Source organism: Psychrobacter sp. 16-MNA-CIBAN-0192, from assembly GCF_040309565.1.
In the GTDB taxonomy this organism is placed as follows: domain Bacteria; phylum Pseudomonadota; class Gammaproteobacteria; order Pseudomonadales; family Moraxellaceae; genus Psychrobacter.
The window spans coordinates 123,561-149,604 of sequence record NZ_JBEOOX010000002.1 but is presented as its reverse complement, the minus strand read 5'-3'; the positions used below and the strand labels follow the sequence as shown (position 1 = coordinate 149,604).

Here is a 26,044-nt window from a genome sequence, read left to right as displayed (position 1 = left end):
GCTAAACATTATCTTGTTTAGTGGCGTGCTTTTTACCCGCGTGGAAGTCCGCTTGGTGTTCATAATTGCAGAAGAATAGGTCGCCTTCTGTGTAAGTAGTATCATTGCTATCATTACTTATTGACTCTGATTTTAATGGCACTGATTGTGGCTCTAAAACACCACGATACTCCGCCAAACTGTGACCACAAAAGTTGCATTGGCGCGGTGTGGTGATATCGCCTTTCTGCGGCATCATGCTTTTGGGCGGACGCGGATACATAACCTTATAAAAGCCCCACATCACAATCCAGACGATAATTAAGATAGTAATCACGGCAAACACGGCAGTGCTCCTGTAAGTTATATGAGTAAATGCGAAACAATAAAAGTAGGTTTATTGCTAGAGTTTACTGGAATTTAATCTATCTACCTAGCTATTGCCTGCTTTAATTACGCAAACCATATGACTGGTTCAGGACTCAATAATGATGAATGAAAAATATTGGTATAAAAAAACTGGCTCTAGGTAGCCAGTTTTTTTATTTTAAAAATCATGATAATTTCGGTCATCAGCTTTATAGCTGCAACTCACTAATATCAGCAACGGTTAGGAACAATGCACGCACTTGTTTTAGCAATGCCAAGCGGTTATTTTTCAGCGCGGCATCATCACTATTGACCATCACCCCATCAAAGAACTGAGTTAACGGCTCATCTAAGCTGGCTAAAGTTTGTAGCGCTTGGGTGTAATTGGCTTGCGCTAAAAGTGGCTGCACCGCAGTTTGCGCTTGGCGAACATTGCTATATAACGCTTGTTCAGCAGGCTCGATTAATATCGTCTCATCTACATTTTCAGCAATAGCACTTTCGGATTTTGCCAAAATATTTGCCACGCGTTTATTAGATTCAGCGAGTTTCTCAGCTTGCGATAATGCTCTAAACGCTTGTACGGCACGAATACGCTGGTCAAAATCAAGTGGCATATGCGGATTAATCGCCTGTACCGCCTGAATAGTATCAACGCTGACGCCTTGCTCGGTATACATGGCACGATAACGAGAATTTAAAAAGGTTATCACTTGGGTAAAAGTGTCGCCCATATTGGCAATTTTACTGCCGCTCTTATCATTATAATTTTTGATTGCTTGCTCAACGAGCGCAATTAAATTAATTGGCAACTGTTTTTCGATGAGAATACGTAAGATACCAATTGCTGAGCGGCGCAAACTAAACGGGTCTTTTGAACCGGTTGGCGGTTGACCAATCGCAAAAATACCGACTAAAGTATCCAAGCGATCCGCCAATGCCAAGCAAATACCAATGGGCGTTTTTGGTAACACGTCACCGCTAAATTTCGGTAAATACTGCTCTTCTAAACTGGCAGCAACCGCTTCAGGCTCGCCATTTAGACGGGCATAATAAGTACCTGCAATCCCTTGCAAATCTGGATATTCACCAACCAATGAGCTTGCCAAATCCGCTTTCGATAACATCGCTGCGCGTGCCGTTTCTTCAATGTCAATCTGCTGACCTTGCTCTTGTAGTAGGGTAGCGATAAAGGTCGCAAGCTTAGCAATACGCTCAGACTTTTCCCAAATCGTACCCAATTGGTCTTGGAACACACGCGTTTTTAAACTTTCTGTCAATGCTGCTAATGGCTGTTTTTGGTCTTGCAAGAAGAAAAACTCGGCATCAGCCAAGCGCGGACGCACGACTTTTTCATTACCTTCGATAATTTGCTTCGGGTCTTTAGAGGCAATATGAGTGATAAAGATAAAATAAGGCTGCAATTTGCCGTCTTTATCGGTCAAGCAAAAGTACTTTTGATCGGCTTGCATGGTTGAGATAAGCGCTTCTTGTGGTACTTGTAAAAAGCGTGGCTCAAAGTCGGCACGTAGCGCAATCGGAAAATCAACCAATGCCGTCACTTCATCCAATAAATCCTGTGGCACAATGGCGGTTGCGTTGATTTCATCTGCCAGTGCTTGCACTTGATTATTGATAAAGGCTTGGCGCTTATCAAAATCAGCCACAACTTTTAGGCTATCTAATAATGCTTCATAGTCATTAGCATGGTTAATCATATGATAGTCAGGACTGTGAAAACGGTGTCCGCGTGTCTGCTGTCCACTTTGATGACCCTGAATAGACGCATCAATTACTTCATCGTCAGCCATTAATACGACCCACTGTACCGGACGCACAAACTCATCACGGCTCGTACCTGAACGCATACGCTTAGCAATGGGTAAGTTATCGAGCGCAGTTTGGAAAATTTGCGGTAATAGTTCAGCGACTGCTTTACCATGAACCGTTTGCTCATAGCCAACATAATCGCCTTTATCAGTATTGATAATCATCAGCTCACTGGCTTCAATACCCAAACCTTTAGCAAAACCAATCGCTGCACGAGTCGGATTGCCATCGGCATCGAACGCGGCTTTAATCGCAGGTCCGCGCTTTTGCTCGCTGCGATCCGGCTGCTTATCAGCAATAGCGTGAATCTGTAATGCCAAACGACGCGGTGCTGCAAAGGCTTTAATAGTGTCAAATCTAATATCAGCGTCTACCAATTGTTCAGTCACGCTGTTTTGCAGGGCGTCACGTAATGTTTTTAAACTTTTTGGCGGTAATTCTTCACACCCCAGTTCAAACAAAATAGTGGTCATGGGATGCTCCTATTTATTATTATTTTTAGTAGATTTGTTTTTATCAGCTTTTTCATCGGTACTAGTATTGTCATTCACATCGTTGGCAGCTTCTTTTGGCAAATACTTATCCAGCGCCGCTTGACGATGCTCGTCATCTGCTAATGGGAAGCCTAATTTTGCACGGGATTCAACATAACCGAAGGCAACTTTACGCGATAAGGTACGCACACGCAGAATAAAACGTTGACGCTCAGTGACAGAAATCGCACCGCGCGCATCGAGTAAGTTGAAAGCGTGCGAGGCTTTTAGCACCATCTCATACGCAGGTAATGGCAATCCAGCATCAACCAATTTATCCGCTTGCTGCTCATAAAAATCAAACAACTCAGCCATTTTTGGCACATCGGCATGTTCAAAATTATAAGTCGACTGCTCTACCTCATTTTGATGGAACACATCGCCATAAGTCACACGACCAAACTCGCCATCTGCCCATACCAAGTCATAAACGCTATCGACGCCTTGCACATACATTGCTAAACGCTCAAGACCATAAGTAATCTCGCCGGTCACAGGAAAACACTCAATGCCGCCTACTTGCTGAAAATAAGTAAACTGCGTCACTTCCATGCCGTTGAGCCAAATCTCCCAACCCAATCCCCACGCACCAAGCGTTGGCGATTCCCAGTTGTCCTCAACAAAACGAATATCATGCACCAAAGGGTCAATCCCAATGGCTTTTAACGAACCCAAATACAGCTCTTGAATATTAGGCGGATTGGGCTTAAGCACCACTTGAAACTGATAATAATGCTGCAAGCGATTCGGATTATTACCATAGCGACCATCGGTTGGACGGCGTGACGGCTGCACGTAAGCCGCGTTCCAGCGCTCAGGTCCTAAAGACCGTAAAAAGGTAGCGGTATGAAACGTACCCGCACCCACTTCCATATCATAAGGTTGCATGATTACGCAGCCCTTATCCGCCCAATAATTTTGTAACGTTAAAATCAAATCTTGAAAGGTCATCGCTTGGGAATTCATAGGAAAATCACTGTGGAATGAGGAGTATTTGACGAAAGGAAAATCATAGTAATCAATCAATCACGCGCAGCTCATTTGCCTGCAACACAACTGGTCTGCTTACCTTACTAAAAAATGGCTATTTTATCCATATCTACGCCAATTAAATTTCCAGCCAACGCCTGACTTTATCGTCATTTACCGCCAACATAGCTTATTTAAAAATAAATATGAACCAACAACTTTAAACACTGTAATACAAATCATTAGGTACAAAAAAAATACCCAGATGAGTAAACATCTGGGTAGGAGGAAAGGTTTATTACTAGTATCCTGTTTTAACAGGCTTTTTATAGCTTATAACTTTTTATCTTATATATTTATAATGTTTGATAACCAATTCATTATTACCATTTATTAGGCTTTAGACATCTATTACATTAGCTCAGCAGTTTATTGGTAAGACTCGTTGCCAGCTTTTGGCATAACTATCCATAGCACAATATAAATTAGAATACCCGGTACTGCAGCACTTAATGATGAGATAATCACAAATAATAAGCGTACCCACATTGGTGACCAGCCTACATATTCTGCGATGCCGCCCATCACGCCAGCTATCATGCGGTTATTCTTTGAACGATGTAATTTCGCTAATTTAGCCAACGCTCGCACCTCTTGTTATTTATTTTTTATAAATATATTCATTATTTGCCATCAATCTGTTTGGCTTACGATTGAGTATAGCAACCCTTAGGCTATTCACTGTTGATTATGTAGGTGACCTTTGTGACTTTATGCTACGTAAACTTGCTTTTATCTGTCGCATGGCTTAGTTAAGCTACTGATTTTAAATAAGTATTTCAATATGTTTCAAAAATAGTGCTCTAGTCTATACAATTGAAATTATTACCTTGTGATTAGATTAAGCACCAATAGGTTGAACATTGATTTTTTACATGCTGTCATCATAATAGCCGCTGTTTTTACAATAACTCACCTGTATCCTTTATCAAACCTTTATACCATGGCGTCTTATTGATTAACTCGGCAATAACTGACTGCCAATACACAAATATTTTTAAATAATGACACGTATAAAATAACGACTTATAACAAGGATAATTATGTTTGCAACTGGTTTGATGATTGGTCATTTTGAACCGCTCCATTTAGGGCAAATGCGCAGTATACTGGTGGCAGCAGGACAAGTGCAGACCTTGCATATTGTCATTACGTCGCATCCTATGCCACCTCCTAATTTTAATATTACGCTGCAAGATAAGGCGCGCTGGTTGCAAATGGCATGTGCTGACCTACCTTTTATCCAGATTCATATCAATGATGACATTGCCTTGCCGCTGCACGAAAGTTTTATTAACGTGTCGATTGATATTGAGGCTAGTAATGCCAAATTGCAGCGGCTGATTGATACACTGAATTTGCCCACAGAAACGGTATTATTTGTAGCGGATGGTCATCCTTTAGCGCAACAGTCTGTACGCTCGCAGTTGCTAATGGAAGTTATTACCACGCCATTGCAGCCAGAGTTTGACTCTTATGCCATTGCCCTTAATCCTATTGCCCATTGGTCTGCAATTCATCCGCAAGCGCGTGGCGATTATACAAAAACAGTCGCTATCGTCGGCGGTGAAAGCTCCGGTAAAACGACGTTGGTACATAAACTGGCTAATTACTATGGTGCCAGTTTTGCGCTGGAGATGGGGCGCTTGTATGTGGCAACCGATTTGGGCGGTACGGAAACGGGTTTGCAATATAGTGATTATGCGCCTATCGCACTCGACCATGCCGAGGCGATACGAGCCGCGAAAGCCGCAGCTACGGCACCGGTGACGATTATTGATACCGATTTTGTGACGACTCAAGCTTTTTGTGAAGAGTATGAAGGGCGCACCCATCCGTTCGTGAGCGCGTGTATTGATGAATTTCGTGCCGACTATACCATTATGCTCGATAACAATACGCCTTGGGTGGCTGACGGAATGCGTTCATTGGGTGATACCGATGCGCGTGGACGTTTTGAACAGCGGTTATTAGATATTTTTGCCCGTCATGATATTGCGCCGTCTTTGATAGATAAACCCGATTATGATGCGCGTTATCAGCAAGCGCTAACCTTTATCGATCAGCATATTTATGGTAAGAACTAAAAACACGATAAAAAATTATAATAAATAACAGGACAACGAATTTATGCGCATTCAGTTATTGGACAATATTACGGGGAAGTGGGCGCTGCAATGGATCGTGATTTGGTTTCTTTGCGGGGTTGCCGCGTTATCAGCAGGATTTTGGTTAACCACTGAGCACACGACCCTAGATATGTTTTATTTAGGCGTGTCATTTATCGGCTTAGTATGCGTGGTATCGCTGTCTTTTCGCAAGAATGTATTGGGTAATGGTTTTGGTATGGCAGCGACCGCAGGTGAAGTGGTGGTGCAAGGTACTGCCGGTTCAGTCGGCTTAATGCTTGCCCCGCTATTTAACTTTTTTACTCACGTTTATGGGCTATTTTATTGGTCAAAGCATACCGATCCTGACGGCGATATGGTACCCAAATCAGCAAACAAATGGGTATGGCTGTTAACCGCTGTCTTTATCGTCATTGGTTTAGCATTGTTTCCAACGGTTAATAGACTATTAGCAAGCTATGGGTTTGCCGTTGTTGCAGAAGATGACAGTTTATTTCTAGGGTTTATCTCTTTTTTCTGGATTAACGTGATTGCCTTTGTATTATCAATTACCGCGCAAGCCGCCATGATTTTGCGCTACTCCTTTAATTGGTGGCTATGGATTACCTCAAACTTCGTTTGGCTGATTGTAAACCTGATGTCCGGCAATTATATTTTTGCCATTCAAACCATGGTGTATCAAGTGAACTCCTTTATTGGGCTTTATGAATGGTATCGCAGTGAGCAAAATGCGTTGAATGCTTAATGAGATTGAACGAACAATAGCATAATAAAAAAAAGGGTCGTCCCAACTGGAACGACCCTTTTTTACTTAATAAGCTGAATAAACATTGAACAACTTAGCTTAAAGTCTGTACACCGCCACCATTTACAAAAATAGTCTGACCACTCACCCACGTTGAAATTGGCGAGGCAAAATACAACATCGCACCGGCAATATCGTCCGCTTCACCCAAACGTTGAATCGGTGTATTTGCCAGCATTTTCTTTTCAATCTCTGGCGTCAGTACGGTTTTTAGCGCATCGGTACGCGTGGCACCAGGACCTACAGCATTAACGCGTACTTCAGGACCAAAATCATGCGCTAAGTTCGCGACCATGTGATTAACCGCGGCTTTTGAACCGGCATAACCGCTCATATTCGGATCTTTATTGATACTAGACATCGACGTGGTAAATACGATTGAGCCATAACCTGATTCTTTCATATAAGGCACACACAGCTGACATAAACGCCAGCCGCTAAAGACGTTCAGCTCAAAGTCACGGCGAATATCATCAACCGATGCTGTAGCTGGGTTTTCACGACCACCACCGCCGCCGCCTGCATTGTTAATCAGAATATTAATAGTGCCAAACTCAGCGACCACTTTCTCGACCATAGCAACCAAATCATCATCTTTCAAAATATTACATTCTACGGCAAGCGCTTTTACACCAAGTGCTTCAATATCTTTCACCGCAGCTTGCGCATCTTCAAGTTTTAAATCGGCAATAGCAATATTAGCACCTGCTTCTGCAAAACGGAGCGCCGTGGCTTTACCGATACCATTGGCACCGCCTGTCACAATGGCAACTTTACCTGACAAATCGAATAATTCGTTAAAAGACTGATGTTTAAATTCTTGCATAATAATTCCTTAGAATATGTTTTATTATGAATATTGCTATTGGAGCAAGATGAAAAGACTTGTAAAGTTCACTGTTAGCTTTAAAGCTTATATCTTGTTTTAAAGCTAAAAATACTGCACCTGTCTTATCTATAATCTCTTCAAAACCAAAGCTCACACTCAAATAGTTTCTAAAAATAATTATGCGCGGAATAACCAAACCAAATGTTCTAAGTTCACACACTTTTTGTAATGATTTATATTTGACCGACTATTAAAGCGTTATAGGTATTGTTATCAGCGACATATGCTGCTAACTGATGCCTATGCTACTAACTGGTAATGTACTCAAATTTTAGGCATAAAAAAAGCCTCACTTCTTATTTAAGAAGTGAGGCTTTAGTGCTTTTTACAGCCATATTTGGAGCGGGAAAAGAGATTCGAACTCTCGACCCCAACCTTGGCAAGGTTATGCTCTACCACTGAGCTATTCCCGCTTAGTATCTAGCTATAGTGTTATTGCTAACAGCTACGTCTCGATAGGCTGGCTATTCTATCAGATATTCGTTACGTGTCAACATCTTTTTCAAATTTATTTGATGATTATAAGAACATCCTATCTGTATAACTTATCGTATTTAACTATCTTATTGTTTTAATAAATAATTTTATATTTATTAAAACAGATAATTTTGAATAAAAAAGCATGATTACATACTCGGTATGTTTAAGACTGCATGGAAATTTAGCTACTGCGCTTTTCATGGTTAAACATAACGTTACTTTGAGGTAAAAACGCATTTATGTGAAAAGGCGTTTAGATAAGAAAGTATTGAGTTACTTACAGTTACGTATTGCTGTTAAGTGATAAACTCACTTACATTGCTGCGTTATATTGTTACTATCGTTGCACTGGTTTTCTAAGATGAGGGTTATTATAATGATAGCCATTATAGATATGCATATTAGGTAGGATGGGACTAAGCAGCCTCATTATCATATTTCCTTATTCAGTGCTTTTCATTGACTTTCTAACGCTGTTTATCAGTAGTTCATTCTGTTATCTTCAAAAAAATTACTACTTGCATTTCCTTTCTTACCTATAATACCTTTTAGTACCTTTGTTCGATTTTATATTTTACAGTGAGGATGTTTCTTATGAAAAAACTATTAACCACGACGGTGATGGCAGCATCATTATCGGCATTGACGTTAACCGGTTGTACCAGTACGACCAGTACTGGCGCGGTTGGCGTTGACCGCCAGCAGTTGCTACTTGTGTCAAGCGAGCAGGTACTTCAGCTTTCTGCAGAGAGCTATAATAAAAGTATTAAAGCAGCACGTGCTAAAGGCGTACTGGACACCAATGCAGCGCAACTGAATCGCTTAAAAGGTATTGCAAATCGCTTGGTGAGTCAAGTAAATGTATATCGTCCTGATGCAGCAAAATGGAATTGGGAAGTGCATACCATTAAGTCTAATGACCTGAATGCGTTCGTGATGCCGGGTGGTAAGGTAATGTTCTACACTGGCATTATTGATCGTTTAAACTTATCTGATGATGAGATTGCCGCGATTATGGGGCATGAGATGGCGCATGCGCTGCGTGAACACTCTCGCGAACGTTTGTCTCGTGACTACGCGACCCAAACAGGTATTGGCGTTGCCGCTAGTGTCTTTGGTTTATCGCAAGGTCAAGCGCAACTGGCGGGTCTAGCAGGTGACTTAGGTCTGAGCCGTCCGCACAGTCGTACGCAAGAGGCTGAAGCCGATCAAATCGGTCTTGAGTTAATGGCACGCGCTGGCTACAATCCACAAGCAGCTGTGACCTTATGGCAAAAAATGCAACGTGCCAGCCAAGGTGAGCCACCACAATTCTTAAGCACTCACCCAGCAAGCAGCAACCGTATTGCGCAACTGCAGTCTTTGATGCCAAAAGTAGTGCCACTGTATCAAAAGGCGCGTCGTTAATCATTTTTTATAAATGATCGTCAGTAACACCATTCAAAAAAAGCAGAGCGTACTATTCATATAGCGCTCTGCTTTTTTATGCGTTGTGCTTTATTATGCAGCCAGAAGCCTGATGCACTAATATCAGGCTCTGCTATAATGAGCAAAATTGATTCAACCATTGTTAGCCATTAATCAATACAGCTACTAATAAACAAAGCTACTAATGAATGATGTTATTAGAAAACAACGCCATTACTGAATAAAGGATTGCTATGAGCACCTCATCTGCCCCTATTGCCACTGCCCTACACGATTCATTACAACCCTTGCAGCCTACGCATTTATCACTGCTTAATGAGTCTATGAGTCATGCTGGTTATTTTGATGGTAAAGAGAGTCATTTTAAGTTAACGATTGTGAGTGATGATTTTATCGGTAAACGCTTGGTCGCGCGTCATCAACGAGTTTATGATTTGGTCGCTGATTTACTCACCTCAAAAGGTGGACAGGTGCATGCCCTTGCCATTCATGCCTATACGCCAGACGAGTGGCGAGGTCAAAGCCCGGATAGCCCCAATTGCGCGGGACAAAATGCAGGTTAGCCATTCTTATTAGTGAGCTCTATAACTGCTCTTATCATTATTTTTATAACCATTATTATAATAAATCATCCCCTATTTAAGCGAAAACGCTGTCAATATTAAGGAAATCAGATTTAATGAAACATATGCATATGTTGTTGGCGGTATTAATTATTGCCCTGTTCTTATATCAAAGTTATTTAGTCTTAGGTAATAAAGAACGTGCGCCGCGAGCGGTTAAAATCGGCAACCATTTACTCTATGCCTTAGTACTGTTATCAGGCGCATGGATGTTGTTTGCACTATTGAATGCTAATGCGCCGGTACAATGGGTCATTGCAAAAATGGTATTGTTCATTGCTGCGATTAGCGCCAGCATGAAAGCCTTCAATCCGCGCTCAACCCCTATTCAAACTAAAGCCGGTGTTTTTATCGCGACGATTGCTTATATTGGTATCGTTATCTTAGCGTATGCAAAACCTGAAAATTTATTTTAATCAGGTTTTAGTTTTAACCAATTTTCAGTTTTAAATAGAGTTTAGTTTTAAATAGAGTTTAGTTTTAATAAAGTTCTAGTTTTACCTAGGCGCTGATTTTAACTGGGTGGCAAGCTCATTTAACATGGCTTCCAGATTTTATTTAAATGAGTTATCTACTTATTTTTACTATCTTAAGTTGTACTAACTCCTTAAAATATAATGTAATAATATAAAACATTTTAGATTCAAGGAGCGATTATTAACACATTTACTGCACCAGCATTGTTAATCACTGTCAGCATTTTTGCGCTAGCAGGTTGTGCGTCTACCGGTAATATTACCCCGCAATATGTACCGCCTAATACTTACCAAAGCTACGACTGCAACGCATTAAATCAGGAATATGTGCGCATCAATCGCTATGTTGATGCCGCCCGTAAGGAGCAATCGTCACTATCGACTTCAGGTGTCGGCGTTGGGGTATCGGCTGGACGTTGGGGCATTTCTCCAAATATCAGCTTTGGCGTTGGCAAAAGCAATGATACCAAAGGGCGTGATGCCAAATTGTCACGGCTATATGGCGAGCGCGATGCGGTTATCCAGTCAGCACGCATTCAGCGTTGTAGCTTTGCCAATGGTATTAAAATTTATGGTGAATAATCCTTGATAAACGTGTGAATAATCAAAAGCCAATACGCGAATAACGTATTGGCTTTTTTAGTCTATTCCTATCAAAAGTATCGGCTATTTATTAGCCTACTATCTTATTAATTCTTTAAACTTTGTACCCACTGCACAATTTGATGGGCAGGTAACGCGCCTGATTGCCGAGCTACTTCTTTACCATGTCTAAATGCTACCATCGTCGGTAAGCTGCGGATATTATAAGGCGCAGAGGCTTGCTCGTATTTATCGGTTTGCAGCTTAGCAAAGACCACTTGCGGCAACTGACTGGCGGCGGTTTTAAACTCTGGCGCCATCATCAAACACGGCTGACACCAACTTGCCCAAAAATCGACTACCGTTAATACATCGTTTTTTTGAATCACTTTATTAACAGTTTGCGCTGTCAGCTCAAGCGGACTAGCGGTTAATAATAGTTTGCTACACTTGCCACATTTTGGTGAGGCACTGAGCTTCGCTGCTGGCACACGGTTGGTAGCTTGGCAATGCGGACATATCACATGGTGACTTTTATCATTTTCAGCTTGGTTATTCGTAGCTTGGGCATTCATAACTTAACTCCTTATTAGCAGTAAATCAGCGCGATTTTTCAGCATTCAGTGATAGCGCTATAACTTAGCTTAGATAACATAGCTCAGATAATATAGATTAGCATGCTAAATTACTCGCCAAATACATTAATCGGTACTTTTAAATAACGCGTACCATTCGATTCAGGCTTTGGGAAATGTCCGGCATCAATATTCACTTGCACCGCAGGAATGATTAACTGCGGCATCTGTAAAGTTGCATCACGGCGTTCGCGCATTTCAATAAACTCGGCTTCATTAATACCTTCTTTGACATGAATATTACTTTGTTTTTGAGCAGCAACAGTGGTGGTCGGACAATGCTGGCGACCTTTACTTGGATAATCATGGCACAGATACATAATGGTATCATCATCAAGGGCTAAGAGCTTTTTAATGGATTGATACAAGGTTTTGGCATCGCCACCTGGAAAATCACAACGCGCCGTACCGACATCAGGGGCAAATAAAGTATCACCAACGAAGACCACGGTTTTTTCATTATCCGTTGCCAGATAAGCCATGTCAGCGGGCGTATGTCCGGGCACATGCATGGCAGTAATGGTAATGCCGCCCAAGGTTAAAGTGTCCCCTTCATCAGTTAAAATATCAAACTGACTGGCATCGGTACGAAAGCTGGTATCCAAATTATAGATTTGCTTAAATATTTTTTGCACTTCCGTGATGTGATGTCCCATAACCAATTGACCGCCTAGCGCTTCTTTTAAATGAATGGCGCTGGATAAATGGTCAGCATGAGCGTGGGTCTCAATAATATAATCAAGCTGCCAGCTGTGCTCGCGTATAAAGGCAATGACCTCATCAATATGAGCAGTATTGGTACGTCCGGCTTTGGGGTCAAAATCCAATACCGGATCGACAACCGCACATAGTTGCTGCGCCATATCGACTAAAACATGGGTATACGTTTCTGTACTTTCATGAAGAAAAGAATGGACTTGCATAGCGACCTCATTATTTTATTGGTTAAAAATTATTAGGTTAAAAGTGGTTAAGCTTTATTAAAGTTAAACTCTATTAAATACTTTTTATTTAATGTTCTTTTTTAGAGATGTTTTTAAATATATGGCTAAGATAGCAACCTTTATACATTATATCAATTTACATAATGTAAATAATAATAGTAATTTGCTATAATGAGTTATAATTTAAAAAATCAGTATTTTTAAAATTTGTACTTTTGATACTCTATTTTGTAGTACGTCTATTTAGTGAGCCTATTGTGAACGAGTTAATCCAGTCAACGCTTAATAATAATGATATTAATCATGATATAAGCAGTAAACATGCGTCAAATAAAGATAGTGTCCTAAGCGAATTTGCGCCGCCTGACCTTGCTACTCAAATGCAGCATGCTTCCTTGCAAGCCAGCCAATTGCTAAAGTCGCTCTCGCATCCGGATCGCTTGTTGTTACTGTGTCAGCTGACACAAGGTGAATACTGCGTGGGTGAGCTTGAGCGCCTCGTTGGATTAGGTCAGCCAAGCCTATCGCAGCAGCTGGGCATTTTGCGTAAAGATAAGCTGGTAACTACGCGCCGTGAAGGCAAGCAAATTTATTATCGTATTGCCAGTGACGATGCTTTGGCAGTATTACAACTGCTTTATGAGCGTTTTTGTGCTAAAACTGGCGCATAAGGTCAGTATTAGATTGCTTTTATTAAGATAATAAAAAACGCTAGGTAATGTTTTTTATCAGCCTGTAGATGCTCAAAACGTCACACTCACTTGTTATGATGATAGGTAATATGGTTTCTTTTACTGCTCGACTGACTCCCAATTGGCTGCGTCACTATCAGCTAAAAATGCTACCTACTGATATGGTGGCAGGGCTGGTCGTGGGCGTATTGGTGATTCCACAAAGCTTGGGCTATGCGGTGTTGGCAGGGCTACCGCCAGTTTATGGCTTATATGCGGCAATTGTGCCAGTGCTGATTTATGCGTGGATTGGTTCTAGCAATGTGCAAGCGGTAGGACCTGCGGCAGTGACGGCAATTATGACGGCAAGCGCGTTGCACCCTTATGCTAATCAAGGGGTTGAGCAATATGTACTGATGGCGGGGCTGCTAGCAATAATGGTTGGCGCATTACTATGGATTGCTGGACAGTTAAAGCTTGGCTGGATTATGCAATTTATCAGTCGTGGGGTTTCGGCAGGCTTTGTCAGTGGTGCCGCAGTGCTTATTTTTATCAGTCAGTTGAAATACCTGACCGGTATTCCGATAGCAGGTAATGGCTTGCTGGGTTATTTATCCAGTATGGTAAAGTTTATTGGTCAATTGCATCCCTTAACCTTGGTCATAGGCGTGGTCGCCTTTACGTTGATGGTGATAAACCGCTACGGCAAGCGCTGGTTTTGGCAGTCTTGGTTATCACCATCACATGCTAAATGGGCGGAGCGGTTATTTCCTTTACTGCTACTGGCTATTGCCATTATTTTGAGTGCGTTGTTGCACTGGTCAGCACATGGCGTAGCAACAATTGGCAGCATTCCACAAGGATTGCCGACGTTCACCGTACCCTATGTGCCAGACTTTCGTGAAGCGCTGAATTTATTGCCTACCGCTGGTTTGATGGCATTAATTGCCTTTGTATCGAGCAGCTCGGTTGCGAGTACTTATGCGCGCCTGCGTGGTGAAAGTTTTGATGCCAATCGTGAATTAAAAGGGTTGGGTCTTGCCAATCTTGCCGGTGGTTTTTTTCAAAGCTTCCCCATTGCTGGTGGCTTTTCACGTACCGCGATTAACGTCGATTCCGGCGCAAAAACGCCACTTGCCAGCATCGTCACCGTGCTGATCATGGTTGTCGCCTTAATTGCTTTTGGTAATGTTCTTTCTCCGCTACCCTTTGCTATTTTGGGGGCAACCATTATGGCAGCCATTATTGGGCTGATTGATGTAGCAACCTTAAAATCAGCTTGGCAGCGTGATCGCTTGGATGCCGCAAGCTTCTTAGCCGCGTTTATTGGAGTATTGGTATTTGGCTTAAATACTGGCTTAGTTATTGGCTTAATGGTGTCCTTTGCCAGCTTAATTTGGCAATCGAGCCAGCCGCATGTCGCCATTGTTGGGCAGCTTGCCGGTACCAGCCATTTTCGCAATATCAACCGTCACGATGTGGTCACTTATCATAACTTATTGATGCTGCGTATCGATGAGAGCTTGTTTTTTGGTAATAGTGAATCGGTACATCGCCGTGTGATTGATGCCACGAGACAATATCCCGATGCACGCGAAATCATCTTTATTATGGCAGCGGTGAATCATATTGATTTGACCGCGCAAGAGATGCTCATTAGCTTGAATAAAGAGCTGTTGGCACAACAAAAGCGGCTACATTTTAGCTTTATTAAAGGACCTATCATGGATGTAATCGGTGATACGCCTCTAATTACTGAGCTAAGCGGAGCGGTTTATTTAAGTAATATGGATGCGGTTAATGCTTTGAAAGACGCCTAAATTTTTAGTCATTTTTCAATCATTGCTTTATATTGCTAATAGTGCCTGACTGATATGGTGATAACCATAGTCCAATACAGCTATCATGATACGGATATAGCTATTGCCGTCTGCCACAAAATACCGTTATGATAGGCTGTTGTTGCGCTAATGATTGGTATGTATATACAGCATTTTGAACCTAGCTGTATGATTCCTGCCTCGATTTGTACAACTTATCCCTTGCTGCTTTTTCACGAAAAAATAGACGTTATTTATGACTGACACTCTCACGATTTATAAACAAATTCATCCTACCCAGTGCGCTAAAATTGCGGAACTTGGCTACCGTTCGGTGATTAATGTGCGCCCTGACGATGAGCATGTCTCACAGCCGCGCAGTACCGATTTAGCAGTGGCTACCAAAGAGGCAAACCTAACTTATCATCACTTGCCGTTCGATGATGAGCGCTTAAGCATGGTAACCGTTGAGCAATTTGCTGCGTTTTATCATGCTATCCCCAAACCAATACTCATGTTTTGCGGTACGGGTGCGCGGGCAAAATTGCTGTATCAAAGCGCGTTGATGCAAGGCTTGCTATAAATCAGATTAACCATAAATCGATTTTAAAATAATTTAAATCATTCTAATAAAGGAAACCTTATGAGCCACGACATTAGCATTACCGGACAAATTACCCCTGAACAAATTCCACAGTTTGCTGAACAAGGTTTTAAAACCATTATTAATAACCGTCCTGATGGTGAAGAACCCAATCAGCCAACCAGTGCTGAGCTTGCTGCTGCTGCTGAAAAAGCAGGACTGGCATATAAAGAAGTATCCTTTGCTGGTAACGAGCTGAACCAAAACCACGTCGAAGAGTTTGCAGATTTCTTTAATCAAGCGGAACAGCCAGTATTGATTTTCTGCCGTACGGGCAATCGCTCAACTGGTATTTATGAAGCAGCAAAACGTATGGATTTGTTGGATGATTAATAATTAAAGCGACATACTAAAAAACCCCGATACATAAATATCGGGGTTTTTGTTTGGGCTTAAGAGTACTTTACTTAAACTTTACTGCATCACTAAATATTCAAACGCTGACAGTGCCGCTTTGCTACCCTCACCCATGGCAATATTAATTTGCTTAAACGGCACGGTAGTCACGTCACCACAAGCAAAGATACCTTTGCGGTCGGTACGGCAGCGCTCATCAATCTCAATCTCACCAAAGCGGTTTAAATCAACAAATCCTTTCACAAATTCGCTATTAGGCACTAAGCCAATTTGGACAAAGATAGCGGCTAAATCAAGCTCTTTTATCTCGCCTGAGCTGCGCTCTTCGTAGACAATAGAGGTCACTTTACCATCAGTGGCTTTAATCTCCTTAGTTGCCGCGCCCGTGATAATTTCGATATTTGCTTTTTCTTTTGCCTTATTAATTAAGACTTGGTCAGCTTTTAGACTGTCTGCAAATTCAAATACCGTCACGTGCTTCACGATGCCTGCCAAATCAAGCGCCGCCTCAATACCTGAGTTACCACCACCAACGACCGATACGTCTTTGCCTTTAAAGAATGGACCATCGCAATGTGGGCAATACGCCACGCCTTTACCGATATTTTCTTCTTCGCCCGGGACGTTCAGCTTACGCCACTGTGCGCCAGTCGCTAGGATAATGCTGCGCGTGGTAAAAGTCTCGCCAGTATTGAGCTGAATACGATAATTTTCATCTTCAGTTTCGCTAATCTCTTTTACGCTGACACTCTGTTTTAGCGTGATGTCGTATTCCTGCAAATGAGTGACAAAATTATTCGATAACGTCGTGCCCGTGGTTAACGGAATCGAGATAAGATTCTCGATATCTTGCGTGTCTTTCACCTGACCGCCGATACGATCCGCCACCATGGTCACTTTTAAACCTTTACGCGCGGTGTAAATCGCAGCGGCAACCCCAGCAGGACCGGCACCAATAATCGTCACGTCTTGCTGCTCTAACTGCTCTGCTTCATCAGCACTGGCTTCGCTTAATAAGTCTGGGAATTGCTCTTGCAACTTATCAATCAATTTACCCGTATCGATTAGGCCATTGGCAAAAGGTTTACCATTTAAAAATACAGCAGGTACGCCTTGGATATTATTGGCATCGACCAGCTCTTGGAATAATGCCCCATCAATCATCTCGTTGCTAATGCCATCATTTAATAGCGCAAACTGATTGAGCGCTTGCACCACATCGGGGCAGCTATGGCAAGACAGTGATACAAAGGTTTGAAACTGTAGCGGCTTATTAATACGTTTGATAAGCTTTTGAATACCTTCATCCAGTTTTAGCGTGTGACCACCAGCTTGCAAAATCGCTAGAATAAGTGAGGTAAATTCATGTCCGCCCGGGATACCACTAAAGACAATACCCGTATCGGTTAGCGCACCATCAATATGACTACGAACCGCAAAGCTAATCGGGCTTGGCAAACTGCTATCAATAAATGCATCGTCTTGGGCATTAAATTGTATTTTATCCGTTGTACCGGCAATTTTAGTTAAGAAGTCAATCAGCTCGCTACGTTTAGCATGCTCGCCACTACCCAAAATAAAACTAATCGGACGAGACATTTTCTCACTATAACTTTTTACGGCATCTAATAAGCTTTGGTCTATCATAAATGTTCCTCATTATTATTAATATGTAACGCAGCTTTACCAAGGGTATTGATAAGATTGGTAATTTTACCGGCAATTATTATGACCTGCCTTGCTGCAATAGGTCTATTATCAAGGCTTAACACCATTTCGGCAAGCACAGATAGTTAAAGCCTATGTTTTACAAAACAAATCAATATTCATTTAAAATATTATTATATTAATATATAGCCAATTAGTCATAAGCATTGTTTAGGATAGATATAGCGCAAGTCATTTTATTTCGCTACACTCAATAGAGGCTAGTGAGCATTTTTAAGTTAAATAAAAACACTCATTTGCCTCATTAACCAGCAACATCTGTTGTAATCATTAAGATTAAATAGCCATTACCATTAAATAGCCAAAACACTTTTTTCAAGTATGAGGGTACATATGACGGCAGACTGCGTCATCCACCCTTTGTGTCTAATTACCTTTTTTAACTACAAGGATGATCACATGAGAAAGACTGAAACCTGGCAAGACAACCGCGAAGCAATCGCTGAATTGAAACTAAAAGACAGCCACTTTGCAACTATTTTTGATGAGCATACCCAGCTGGATCAACAAATCAATCAGCTGGAAAAAGATGTGGTATTGCATGCCAGCCGAGAAGAAGAAATCGAGCAAATGAAGCGGCGCAAACTGTATCTAAAAGATGTCATTTATAAAGCGCTTGAAAATAACAATTTAAAGACCAGTGCCTAAAAAAGCATTATTTAGCGATACGTGCAAAGAGCACTTTTAATAATAATTATAAATGCGTTATGGCTACTAGTATTTATAGGTATACCTACATGGATATCTGCTGATAGCTATTAATCATACGCCCATAAAAAGACCCCATTAGCACAGGCTAGTGGGGTCTTTTTCTAATACTTATTTCTAAAATCAGTTAACACTTACTCTAAGAACAATTGCTTAGATTTTACCAACCAAGTCAAGGCTTGGTTTTAGCGTTGCTTGACCGGCTTCCCATGCTGCTGGACATACTTCGCCGTCATTTTCGCGCACATATTGTGCCGCCTTTACTTTACGCAGCATGTCTTTTGCACTACGACCAATGCCGCCTGCATGAATTTCAGCCACTTGGATGAAGCCATCTGGATCAACTAAGAACGTGCCGCGCTCAGCCAAGCCTGCTTCTTCAATCATTACGTTAAAGCCGCGAGTGATTTTACCAGTAGGGTCGCCAATCATTGGGTATTGTACTTTACCAATGGCGTCTGAAGAGTCATGCCATGCTTTATGCGTGAAATGAGTATCTGTTGATACTGAGTATACTTCTACGCCCAAACCTTTTAGCTCGTCATAATGAGCTGCCATATCTTCAAGTTCAGTTGGACAAACAAAGGTAAAATCAGCTGGGTAAAATAGGAAAATCGCCCAGTTGCCTTTTACATCGTCAGAAGTGATGGTTTTGAACTCACCGTTAACAAATGCTTGTGCTGAAAATTCTGGAATTTCTTGATTGATAATAGACGCCATGAGTGGCTCCTTTATTGTTGGTTAATGGTATTAATTTATTCAATCATTCGAACCGTTTATATAAAAGTTCGCTGACTAAATAACTTACTTGACAAACTATACGTGAATTCTATGGTTAATCCAGTTAAAAGTTTTTAATATGATGTTTTGTTTTATTAAACTTGTTAAACTATTCTAACGAGTATTTCTCATCATACAACGAGACTGATTATTGATATTAGCCAATTAGAATCAGCCAAATATAAATCACTTTTAAACGCTCATTCACTCCCGATAATTCTGTTAAAACCTTAATAAAAAAGAGCCCTTATGATAACTTTACGTCAACTTGAATTTGCTTTAGCGGTGGCGAAACATCGTCACTTTAAACGAGCCGCAGAAGACTGTAATATTTCCCAATCTGCGCTAAGTCTAGGGATTGCAGAGTTAGAAAAACAGCTGGATACGCAGATTTTTGAGCGTAATAATAAGCAGGTATTGATTACCCCGATTGGGCAAGATATCTTAACACGCGCCCAGCGAGTATTTTCTGAGATTAACGACTTGACCACACGCGCTCACAGTCATCAGATACCGCTTGCTTATCCAATGACCGTCGGCATTATCCCAACGATTGCGCCTTATTTGCTACCGAAAGTGTTGCCTGCGCTCAGACAGCATTATCCAGAATTTCGCATGTCCATTGTTGAGCAGCAAACGGAGCGCTTGCTAGAGCAGGTGCGCTATGGTCATATTGATACAGCAATTATTGCCTTGCCTTATGCGGTAGATGGTCTGCATAGTTTTGAGTTTTGGAGTGAAGATTTTTTTGCCGTTTTCCCACAAGACGATGTGCATGCAACCCTTAAAACCATCAATGCTGATGAGCTGACAACGGCTAATCTGATGTTGCTTGGTGAAGGTCATTGCTTGACCGACCAGACGTTATCAGTGTGTCATTTTGACCGTGAACAGATGAAATCAAGCTTTTCGGATGCCAGTTTAAACACCCTTATTCAGATGGCATTGGCAAATATGGGCACGACATTGGTGCCAGAAATGGCGCTTAATCAGTTGCATTTGCAAAACCAAAATGCCGTTGCTATTCCCTTAGCGGAAGCAGGACCACATCGTCATATTGCTTTTGTCACCCGTCTTAATTATGCACGGGTTGATGATGTTAATCTGCTGGGTAAAGTTTTTAAACAAGCGCTGACAGAAGCGGCTAATACAGCGGAATAATGTGTTTAATGTTTTAATTTTTTAATTTTTACTATTGCTAATGACAATTTAATCTAGCTTGCCAGACTTACCTGCCAGCATATCATGCCACTGGCGATAGTCTGGCATTGCCGCAGCTACGGTTTGCCAAAATGCAGGACTGTGATTGGCATGATGCAGATGACACAATTCATGGACAATCACGTACTCAGTACATTCAATAGGGTAAGCAGGCAGGTAAACAGATAACCAAATGCGCTGGGCACGAGTATTGCAGCTGCCCCATCGCGTCTGCATTTTTTTAATGCGCGTCTCGTTGGCATACGCGCCCACGATTGGCTGCCATTTTGCAAATAATTCCGGCATCACAATAGATAACTGCTGGCGATAATAAGCGATTTTTTCATGTTGATTGAGCGTATGCGCTTGCAATTCGCCCCATAATAAAAAACTATCTTGAGCATCGATCTCTTCACTCATGCGCTGGTGACGTTTTATCACTTGCGGATGATGAGTTAATGCCCACGCTATACGCCGCTCAACCGCGTGCGCCAATTCAGCGTTGCTAATAGATGTCGGCACTGAAACTACTAGCTGATAAGGCTTCAATCGGAAATTAATGTTTTTAACGCGTTTTTTGGTGATGTGTAAACTAATATCGGCGTGAGCCAAACGCTGCACGGTATTGTCTAATAAGGGATGATTGTATCCTTGAGGCAAACTGATGTTGTCCATATATCGCTCAGACCTTTATCATAACTTTATAGCGGTTTGTCTTGACGATTATAGCGCTTGTAAATGATTGTCAAATGACATGGCATGGGATTGGCTGTTATTAATAGTGCGCTTGGATAATGGATACTTTTTATCATTATGAGACATATTGCTAGGCATATCATTAATCAAATCATCAACCACATTGAGTGTCGTTAACTGCCCTAGCCCATCGCTCACTATAAAGCCTGCATGTTCAATATCATTTTGATTGTTATGCGCCAATGCTGACACTCCAGCGCAGTCAGGGATATTGTTGATACTGATAAGCGCACGCGTCGTTAAGTCAAAAACAGCGGCACAGCCACCAAATGGTGAAGTGGCACAGAGCAAATTATGCTTACTATCGACGGCGACACTAGCAATATAATGATGAAAACGCTGCCATTGATTGTCTGGCATCAGTAAGGGTTTAAGTTCACTTTCGCCACGATGATGAGTCAGCACCAATGGCACATTGATATGCTTATCACCTTGAAATTGAATCCCAATCACGACCATACCATCATGATTGACGGCTAAATGACGGACACTCATCTGCTTGTGCTCAGGGCTTACTTGCTCTAATAATGCGCCATTATGACGATTGAGATAAACCAATGATGGTTGCATGCTGTCTAAATTTAATTCTTCCCGTGATGCTTTTTCCGTCTTAATACCACCATTAGCAATAATCAAGATTTCGCCATCGGGATGCATGATAAGCTCATGTGGACCAATACCATAAGCGTCAAATTCTGCTATTTTTTGGTAGCCTTTACTAACCTTATAAACACCGATTGTGCCCACCAGATTAACGGTGTCATTTTCAGTGACATAGAGCAAGGTGCCATCTAAGCTATAACACGCATGACCATAAAAATGACGATCGACTGCCGCTTGAATGGCATACTTTACTTGTCCATTAGCAGTATCTAACACCCAAAACCATTCGCTTGGACGGCGACCCATCACGACAACGTCACGCTTATTTATTTTACTTTTATTGCTGCTATCTTTATTAATGGGTTGAACGACAATGTCATGAACCCGTTCTGGCATGGTGGTTTGCCATACAATTTGCCGATCGGCATCGATACCCACAACGCCAAAATCGCTTTCATGAAAGTCACTGTCATCGTCTTGAAGATTCGCTGATTTGCTTGCCTTTGGCATAGCGGCAACCCCACTCACCCAGCAAACAGGACGCGGATGTATGGTAGTGATATGCGCTGTCGCAGTCTTTTGCGTACAATATGTCTGATAAGCATCAGTGAAACGCTGAACGCCTAATCCTGTCAGCCCTGCTGCATAATCTTGTAAGCGTGCATCAGGCTGCGTCTGTCTGCGATAGTAATGGTGAACACCAACCAAAGATGCCGTGCCCAGCGCTGTCAATGCGGCGGTGGTCAGTACTTCGTAAATAGGAGACTTTGCCATGGTATAACCACCTTTATTCTCGTCACGCACTAGGGACGGATATCATTATTTTTTCGGGTACTACTTTACTACTTAGCTGAGTTAATAATTCACTGATTTGCTACTTCACTGATTAACAGCTTAATAGCTTAATCACCATCATTACTATTGAAACCCACGCGGATACCCAGTGTTGGTATCAACTGGCGCTTGATGATGCGCGTAATCGCCGTCATCTGCTCAAAAAGCTGCTGCTGGGTGGCTTTATCCGCAGTTGCTAAATCTTCTGGCATCTGCGCAAGCAATGTTGTGGTATCTGCCAACGCCGTTGCTAATTCATTACCGACTTTACTGTCATTATTGCTACCAAGCATCGCGGTCAATACGGGATCAGTCAGGGTGCTATTAAGCGCTGCTAATTTCGCATTGATAATAGCGCGGCTTTGTCCAGCGGTTGCAGCAGGCAAATGACCTTTGGCTTTACCTGTAATTCCTAATGGCTGATCAATGGCATTGGTCTTCATGATTTCTAACATAGACAATAAGGAATTGAGCCATTGGTTCAAGCCTTTATTACCATCCGCTGTTTTATCAATCGCCAATAAGGTTGTCGCGTTATCCTGCCAGCTCTTCTCAATCTCTTTTAGGCGCGTACTCAATGCGGCGCTGGCACTTATCACGTAGGCGCATTGAGCTGCATTCAAGCTCTCATTAGCATACAAAGCTTCTTCCAAACCGGGTACGCCTTGGACAATGGCGCTCTCATTTGCCAATTGGGTTGGCGTGAGGTTGGGGTTAGCGGCAATCAATTCAGCGACGCTGCTATGCACCAATCCGCGCTCATCGGGATAATAATTGATATATAGATTGCTCATGCTGGCGGTGGCAGGACCAAAGTTAATCATCTCAGCATTTGCCCACGCTTGCGCCAATACCAACCACTGCGCGCGTAAAGCTTGCAGCTCAGCACCGTTAACGGGCGCTTGCTGGCAGTTTTTTTGTGCTAAATCATGGAGGATATCACTTTGTTTTGCGACATCCGTATACGCTGGAATGACGATATCATTAGCCACATGAGTAAGATAAGTCTTTTGGGCATCAGCGCTAATCTCGACTGGAGTAATGGCAGTTTTTTGCTCAGCGCCTTTATTACCAGTCGTTGCTGAGTTTTGTGCAACTTTTTGGCTATCCGCATTTGCAGCTTTATTGTCATCAGCCGGTTTTACGCAGCTAATGAGCAGTCCGGCACTGAGTGCCGATAATGCCATAGTTAGGACATGATTTTTTTTCATAAATTTCTCGGTATCATTATTGGTTAATGTAAATGGTTTTTAGGCGGATAACCTTTTTAAGCCAGTTTACGATAGTGCTTTCGCTAAACAATGCGTTTAACAATGGGTAAAAATAGAGCGTTATTATTAAATTGCCAGCCTGATTATTTTGGCTATAGCGACTTTAAAAATGCGTTTAATTCAGCCCGACTTTGCTTATCAAGTTTTAATACTTGTTCGCGTTGTTTAATGGCTTCGCCGCCATGCCACAGCACCGCTTCCATTAAGGTACGGGCGCGCCCATCATGTAGAAAGGTGGCTTGTGGGTCAACCGTTTGCGCCAGCCCAATGCCCCATAATGCAGGCGTTCGCCACTCATACGAATTGGCTAAAAACTCCACTTGCGCATCTTTTGGCGGCAGCTTGCCCGCAATCGTACGATCTGCCAAATCATCACCCATATCATGAAGTAATAAGTCAGTATAAGGATAAATGACTTGTCCATGCTGTTCCAAATGGTCATCGTTGGTCTTTGGCAGCTGATAGCGCGGTGTGTGGCAACTTTGGCAACCCATATCATAAAAGCGCTTTTTACCTGCCAGCACTTGCTTATCATCGGCATTGCGGCGGTGCGGCACGGCAAGATTGCGCGTATAAAATTCTACAAACTTTGCCACATCATCGCTGACTTCTACCGCAGGTTTGCCATTGCCTTGTTCATCCGCACCCGTGGTTGCCTTGAGGCACGCGGTTTGTGTTGGCATACACGATTCATGCGGGCGAATACTGGAAGTCAGCCCCATGTCTTCGTTAAAGGCGCTTTGATTTTGAGTTAATAATTTGGTTTGCCCCGCTTTCCAGCCAAAGCGCCCCAGCCCAACTTTGCCAGTTTGCGGATCCATGGCTAAATTAAATTTACCACGAATCAGATTGCCACTATTATTCGTTTTTTTATTATCTGCCTTTTTATTAGCCGCTTTTTGGTTATTAATCGCTTGTTTTTTAATATCAGCATCAGGGATTTGATCCAATAGTCCAAGCCCAATCATCGGCAAGGCAATACGCGGCGACACCATCATCGCCTCATCAAACGCGCCATAGCCAGGATTGGTCAAATGAAAAGTAGGCGCACGTAACGTCTCAACATGACCATCAGCAAAGGTCACCGGCTTGTCCGTCCACTGTATTTTAATACGCGCTTCGGCTGGCACGCCTTGAATCCCGCGATCTTGCAACTGACCACCATAGTTAGGATGGACGACTTTTTCGATAAGGGATTGCTGTAACTGCTGGCGTTGCTCATCGGTGGTCGCTGGCATAGCAAGGCGAATCAACAAACTATCGGCATCATCATCAGCCGTCATAGGGGCATGACCGCGCCCATCTTTCACATGGCACGACTGACAAGCGGCAACATTAAATAATGCGCCTAAACCATCACGGCTATCAGTACTGGCAGGCGCAACGACCCACGGCTGTTTAAAAAAGGCATTGCCCACAAAAAAATCACCCTTGCGCGACGCCGTCAAGTTTGACGATGGCATGGAGTAACTTTCACTACTGATAATACTAATCCCGCTATCGCCGCCCTGCTTAATCTCTTGCGGGTCAAAGGTTACTAGCTGCTGCATCGGTACGCCAGCAAGCGTTTCAACAGTTTGGGTGCGCTCGGCAGATAGCAGCTCTGGTTGACTACCACCATCTTTTGGCTGGCAACCTACCACAGACAAGATACACAACAGACTAATGGCAAAAGAAGAGAGAGAAATAGAACGAGTTGGAATAGAACAAGAAGTCGAACGCTTGGCTGTCGTGATGGGCATAAACAAGTTACCTTTGTTCTAATAAATTATAGAACCATTAAAATCGCATGTTACAAAGTGAGTCACTTTTAGTCGATAAGGTCAGCCGCTTTAGCTTTAAGCTGAGTATAAAAACGAATCGCTGACCTATCAGGCTATTTTAATACGGCATAAAAAACACGTTGCCAATATCAATTGACAACGTGCGTATTATACCTACA

The 26,044-nt window shown here is 42.3% G+C and carries 25 protein-coding genes and 1 tRNA gene; 12 read left to right on the top strand and 14 right to left on the bottom strand.

Annotated elements, in window-relative coordinates:
* Position 1: 1 nt before the first annotated feature.
* From AAEY78_RS02490 to AAEY78_RS02475, 4 genes are all read right to left on the bottom strand, one after another.
* A complete protein-coding gene (locus tag AAEY78_RS02490; RefSeq protein ID WP_352337033.1) occupies positions 2-325 on the bottom strand; it encodes a hypothetical protein in 324 nt (107 codons plus the stop codon).
* Positions 326-557: 232 nt separating this feature from the next.
* On the bottom strand, positions 558-2,651 hold the full coding sequence (gene glyS / locus AAEY78_RS02485; protein WP_352337031.1) for a glycine--tRNA ligase subunit beta: 2,094 nt from the start codon (positions 2,649-2,651) through the stop codon (positions 558-560).
* Positions 2,652-2,660: 9 nt separating this feature from the next.
* Positions 2,661-3,662: a glycine--tRNA ligase subunit alpha gene (gene glyQ / locus AAEY78_RS02480; protein ID WP_502943632.1), complete on the bottom strand. Its 1,002-nt coding sequence runs from the start codon at positions 3,660-3,662 to the stop codon at positions 2,661-2,663.
* A 447-nt stretch (positions 3,663-4,109) separates the two neighbouring features.
* Positions 4,110-4,322, bottom strand: a complete 213-nt coding sequence (locus tag AAEY78_RS02475; RefSeq protein WP_352337029.1) for a PspC domain-containing protein — start codon at positions 4,320-4,322, stop codon at positions 4,110-4,112.
* Positions 4,323-4,783: 461 nt separating this feature from the next.
* On the opposite strand from AAEY78_RS02475, the gene nadR reads away from it, so the two are divergent.
* Both nadR and pnuC read left to right on the top strand, forming a co-directional pair.
* On the top strand, positions 4,784-5,827 hold the full coding sequence (gene nadR, locus AAEY78_RS02470) for a multifunctional transcriptional regulator/nicotinamide-nucleotide adenylyltransferase/ribosylnicotinamide kinase NadR (protein ID WP_352337028.1): 1,044 nt from the start codon (positions 4,784-4,786) through the stop codon (positions 5,825-5,827).
* Positions 5,828-5,870: 43 nt separating this feature from the next.
* Entirely contained in the window at positions 5,871-6,614 is a 744-nt protein-coding gene (gene pnuC, locus AAEY78_RS02465) for a nicotinamide riboside transporter PnuC (RefSeq protein ID WP_352337026.1), read from the top strand.
* Between the two features lie 94 nt (positions 6,615-6,708).
* Here the strand turns inward: pnuC and AAEY78_RS02460 are convergent, their stop codons facing one another.
* Entirely contained in the window at positions 6,709-7,500 is a 792-nt protein-coding gene (locus AAEY78_RS02460) for a glucose 1-dehydrogenase (RefSeq protein ID WP_182406958.1), read from the bottom strand.
* Between the two features lie 401 nt (positions 7,501-7,901).
* Positions 7,902-7,976: transfer RNA gene (locus tag AAEY78_RS02455), tRNA-Gly, on the bottom strand.
* Between the two features lie 661 nt (positions 7,977-8,637).
* Between AAEY78_RS02455 and AAEY78_RS02450 the strand changes: the two genes are divergently transcribed.
* The 4 genes from AAEY78_RS02450 to AAEY78_RS02435 all read left to right on the top strand — a co-directional run bounded on the left by AAEY78_RS02450 (position 8,638) and on the right by AAEY78_RS02435 (position 11,152).
* Entirely contained in the window at positions 8,638-9,450 is an 813-nt protein-coding gene (locus AAEY78_RS02450) for a M48 family metallopeptidase (protein ID WP_352337024.1), read from the top strand.
* Positions 9,451-9,704: 254 nt separating this feature from the next.
* Entirely contained in the window at positions 9,705-10,034 is a 330-nt protein-coding gene (locus tag AAEY78_RS02445) for a BolA family protein (protein ID WP_352337022.1), read from the top strand.
* 116 nt (positions 10,035-10,150) lie between these two features.
* Entirely contained in the window at positions 10,151-10,510 is a 360-nt protein-coding gene (locus AAEY78_RS02440) for a SirB2 family protein (RefSeq protein ID WP_352337020.1), read from the top strand.
* A 240-nt stretch (positions 10,511-10,750) separates the two neighbouring features.
* Positions 10,751-11,152 carry a hypothetical protein gene (locus AAEY78_RS02435; protein ID WP_502943631.1) on the top strand — a complete coding sequence of 134 codons (402 nt, stop codon included), beginning with the start codon at positions 10,751-10,753 and terminating at the stop codon, positions 11,150-11,152.
* 107 nt (positions 11,153-11,259) lie between these two features.
* Here the strand turns inward: AAEY78_RS02435 and trxC are convergent, their stop codons facing one another.
* On the bottom strand, positions 11,260-11,727 hold the full coding sequence (gene trxC, locus AAEY78_RS02430) for a thioredoxin TrxC (protein WP_352337016.1): 468 nt from the start codon (positions 11,725-11,727) through the stop codon (positions 11,260-11,262).
* 110 nt (positions 11,728-11,837) lie between these two features.
* Positions 11,838-12,710 (bottom strand): MBL fold metallo-hydrolase, encoded by an 873-nt coding sequence (locus tag AAEY78_RS02425; protein ID WP_352337014.1) that lies wholly within the window; start codon positions 12,708-12,710, stop codon positions 11,838-11,840.
* Between the two features lie 278 nt (positions 12,711-12,988).
* Here AAEY78_RS02425 and AAEY78_RS02420 point away from each other — a divergent pair, with 278 nt between their 5' ends.
* From AAEY78_RS02420 to AAEY78_RS02405, 4 genes are all read left to right on the top strand, one after another.
* Positions 12,989-13,402: an ArsR/SmtB family transcription factor gene (locus tag AAEY78_RS02420; RefSeq protein WP_502943616.1), complete on the top strand. Its 414-nt coding sequence runs from the start codon at positions 12,989-12,991 to the stop codon at positions 13,400-13,402.
* A gap of 110 nt (positions 13,403-13,512) precedes the next feature.
* Positions 13,513-15,222: a SulP family inorganic anion transporter gene (locus AAEY78_RS02415; RefSeq protein ID WP_352337012.1), complete on the top strand. Its 1,710-nt coding sequence runs from the start codon at positions 13,513-13,515 to the stop codon at positions 15,220-15,222.
* Positions 15,223-15,478: 256 nt separating this feature from the next.
* Positions 15,479-15,805, top strand: coding sequence for a protein tyrosine phosphatase family protein (locus tag AAEY78_RS02410; RefSeq protein WP_352337011.1), 327 nt, complete (start codon positions 15,479-15,481; stop codon positions 15,803-15,805).
* Positions 15,806-15,865: 60 nt separating this feature from the next.
* On the top strand, positions 15,866-16,198 hold the full coding sequence (locus AAEY78_RS02405; RefSeq protein ID WP_352337009.1) for a protein tyrosine phosphatase family protein: 333 nt from the start codon (positions 15,866-15,868) through the stop codon (positions 16,196-16,198).
* 81 nt (positions 16,199-16,279) lie between these two features.
* Here AAEY78_RS02405 and ahpF read toward each other — a convergent pair whose 3' ends face one another.
* Positions 16,280-17,869, bottom strand: a complete 1,590-nt coding sequence (gene ahpF / locus AAEY78_RS02400) for an alkyl hydroperoxide reductase subunit F (protein ID WP_352337007.1) — start codon at positions 17,867-17,869, stop codon at positions 16,280-16,282.
* 480 nt (positions 17,870-18,349) lie between these two features.
* Here ahpF and AAEY78_RS02395 point away from each other — a divergent pair, with 480 nt between their 5' ends.
* Entirely contained in the window at positions 18,350-18,598 is a 249-nt protein-coding gene (locus tag AAEY78_RS02395; protein ID WP_352337005.1) for an HP1242/YdcH family protein, read from the top strand.
* Positions 18,599-18,811: 213 nt separating this feature from the next.
* On the opposite strand, the gene ahpC is transcribed toward AAEY78_RS02395, so the two are convergent.
* Positions 18,812-19,378, bottom strand: a complete 567-nt coding sequence (gene ahpC / locus AAEY78_RS02390) for an alkyl hydroperoxide reductase subunit C (RefSeq protein ID WP_352337003.1) — start codon at positions 19,376-19,378, stop codon at positions 18,812-18,814.
* Between the two features lie 309 nt (positions 19,379-19,687).
* Here ahpC and AAEY78_RS02385 point away from each other — a divergent pair, with 309 nt between their 5' ends.
* Positions 19,688-20,599: a hydrogen peroxide-inducible genes activator gene (locus AAEY78_RS02385; RefSeq protein ID WP_352337001.1), complete on the top strand. Its 912-nt coding sequence runs from the start codon at positions 19,688-19,690 to the stop codon at positions 20,597-20,599.
* Between the two features lie 48 nt (positions 20,600-20,647).
* Here the strand turns inward: AAEY78_RS02385 and AAEY78_RS02380 are convergent, their stop codons facing one another.
* The 4 genes from AAEY78_RS02380 to AAEY78_RS02365 form a co-directional block, all read right to left on the bottom strand.
* The gene (locus tag AAEY78_RS02380; protein WP_352336999.1) at positions 20,648-21,313 is read right to left on the bottom strand and encodes a M48 family metallopeptidase; all 666 of its coding nucleotides are present in this window, start codon (positions 21,311-21,313) and stop codon (positions 20,648-20,650) included.
* Positions 21,314-21,361: 48 nt separating this feature from the next.
* Positions 21,362-22,771 (bottom strand): DUF1513 domain-containing protein, encoded by a 1,410-nt coding sequence (locus AAEY78_RS02375; RefSeq protein ID WP_352336997.1) that lies wholly within the window; start codon positions 22,769-22,771, stop codon positions 21,362-21,364.
* A 128-nt stretch (positions 22,772-22,899) separates the two neighbouring features.
* On the bottom strand, positions 22,900-24,042 hold the full coding sequence (locus AAEY78_RS02370; RefSeq protein WP_352336995.1) for an imelysin family protein: 1,143 nt from the start codon (positions 24,040-24,042) through the stop codon (positions 22,900-22,902).
* 152 nt (positions 24,043-24,194) lie between these two features.
* The gene (locus AAEY78_RS02365) at positions 24,195-25,844 is read right to left on the bottom strand and encodes a di-heme oxidoreductase family protein (RefSeq protein WP_352336993.1); all 1,650 of its coding nucleotides are present in this window, start codon (positions 25,842-25,844) and stop codon (positions 24,195-24,197) included.
* Positions 25,845-26,044: the final 200 nt, after the last annotated feature.

Excerpts from the sequence above, each read along its gene's own strand:
- glyQ (WP_502943632.1), bottom strand. The coding sequence starts at position 3,662 with ATGACCTTTCAAGATTTGATTTTAACGTTACAAAATTATTGGGCGGAT.
- AAEY78_RS02410 (WP_352337011.1), top strand. The coding sequence starts at position 15,479 with ATGACTGACACTCTCACGATTTATAAACAAATTCATCCTACCCAGTGC.
- AAEY78_RS02450 (WP_352337024.1), top strand. The coding sequence starts at position 8,638 with ATGAAAAAACTATTAACCACGACGGTGATGGCAGCATCATTATCGGCA.
- ahpC (WP_352337003.1), bottom strand. The coding sequence starts at position 19,378 with ATGGCGTCTATTATCAATCAAGAAATTCCAGAATTTTCAGCACAAGCA.
- AAEY78_RS02440 (WP_352337020.1), top strand. The coding sequence starts at position 10,151 with ATGAAACATATGCATATGTTGTTGGCGGTATTAATTATTGCCCTGTTC.
- pnuC (WP_352337026.1), top strand. The coding sequence starts at position 5,871 with ATGCGCATTCAGTTATTGGACAATATTACGGGGAAGTGGGCGCTGCAA.
- AAEY78_RS02370 (WP_352336995.1), bottom strand. The coding sequence starts at position 24,042 with ATGAAAAAAAATCATGTCCTAACTATGGCATTATCGGCACTCAGTGCC.
- nadR (WP_352337028.1), top strand. The coding sequence starts at position 4,784 with ATGTTTGCAACTGGTTTGATGATTGGTCATTTTGAACCGCTCCATTTA.
- glyS (WP_352337031.1), bottom strand. The coding sequence starts at position 2,651 with ATGACCACTATTTTGTTTGAACTGGGGTGTGAAGAATTACCGCCAAAA.
- AAEY78_RS02385 (WP_352337001.1), top strand. The coding sequence starts at position 19,688 with ATGATAACTTTACGTCAACTTGAATTTGCTTTAGCGGTGGCGAAACAT.
- AAEY78_RS02380 (WP_352336999.1), bottom strand. The coding sequence starts at position 21,313 with ATGGACAACATCAGTTTGCCTCAAGGATACAATCATCCCTTATTAGAC.
- AAEY78_RS02425 (WP_352337014.1), bottom strand. The coding sequence starts at position 12,710 with ATGCAAGTCCATTCTTTTCTTCATGAAAGTACAGAAACGTATACCCAT.
- AAEY78_RS02365 (WP_352336993.1), bottom strand. The coding sequence starts at position 25,844 with ATGCCCATCACGACAGCCAAGCGTTCGACTTCTTGTTCTATTCCAACT.
- trxC (WP_352337016.1), bottom strand. The coding sequence starts at position 11,727 with ATGAATGCCCAAGCTACGAATAACCAAGCTGAAAATGATAAAAGTCAC.
- AAEY78_RS02460 (WP_182406958.1), bottom strand. The coding sequence starts at position 7,500 with ATGCAAGAATTTAAACATCAGTCTTTTAACGAATTATTCGATTTGTCA.
- AAEY78_RS02405 (WP_352337009.1), top strand. The coding sequence starts at position 15,866 with ATGAGCCACGACATTAGCATTACCGGACAAATTACCCCTGAACAAATT.
- AAEY78_RS02445 (WP_352337022.1), top strand. The coding sequence starts at position 9,705 with ATGAGCACCTCATCTGCCCCTATTGCCACTGCCCTACACGATTCATTA.
- AAEY78_RS02395 (WP_352337005.1), top strand. The coding sequence starts at position 18,350 with ATGAGAAAGACTGAAACCTGGCAAGACAACCGCGAAGCAATCGCTGAA.
- AAEY78_RS02415 (WP_352337012.1), top strand. The coding sequence starts at position 13,513 with ATGGTTTCTTTTACTGCTCGACTGACTCCCAATTGGCTGCGTCACTAT.
- ahpF (WP_352337007.1), bottom strand. The coding sequence starts at position 17,869 with ATGATAGACCAAAGCTTATTAGATGCCGTAAAAAGTTATAGTGAGAAA.
- AAEY78_RS02375 (WP_352336997.1), bottom strand. The coding sequence starts at position 22,771 with ATGGCAAAGTCTCCTATTTACGAAGTACTGACCACCGCCGCATTGACA.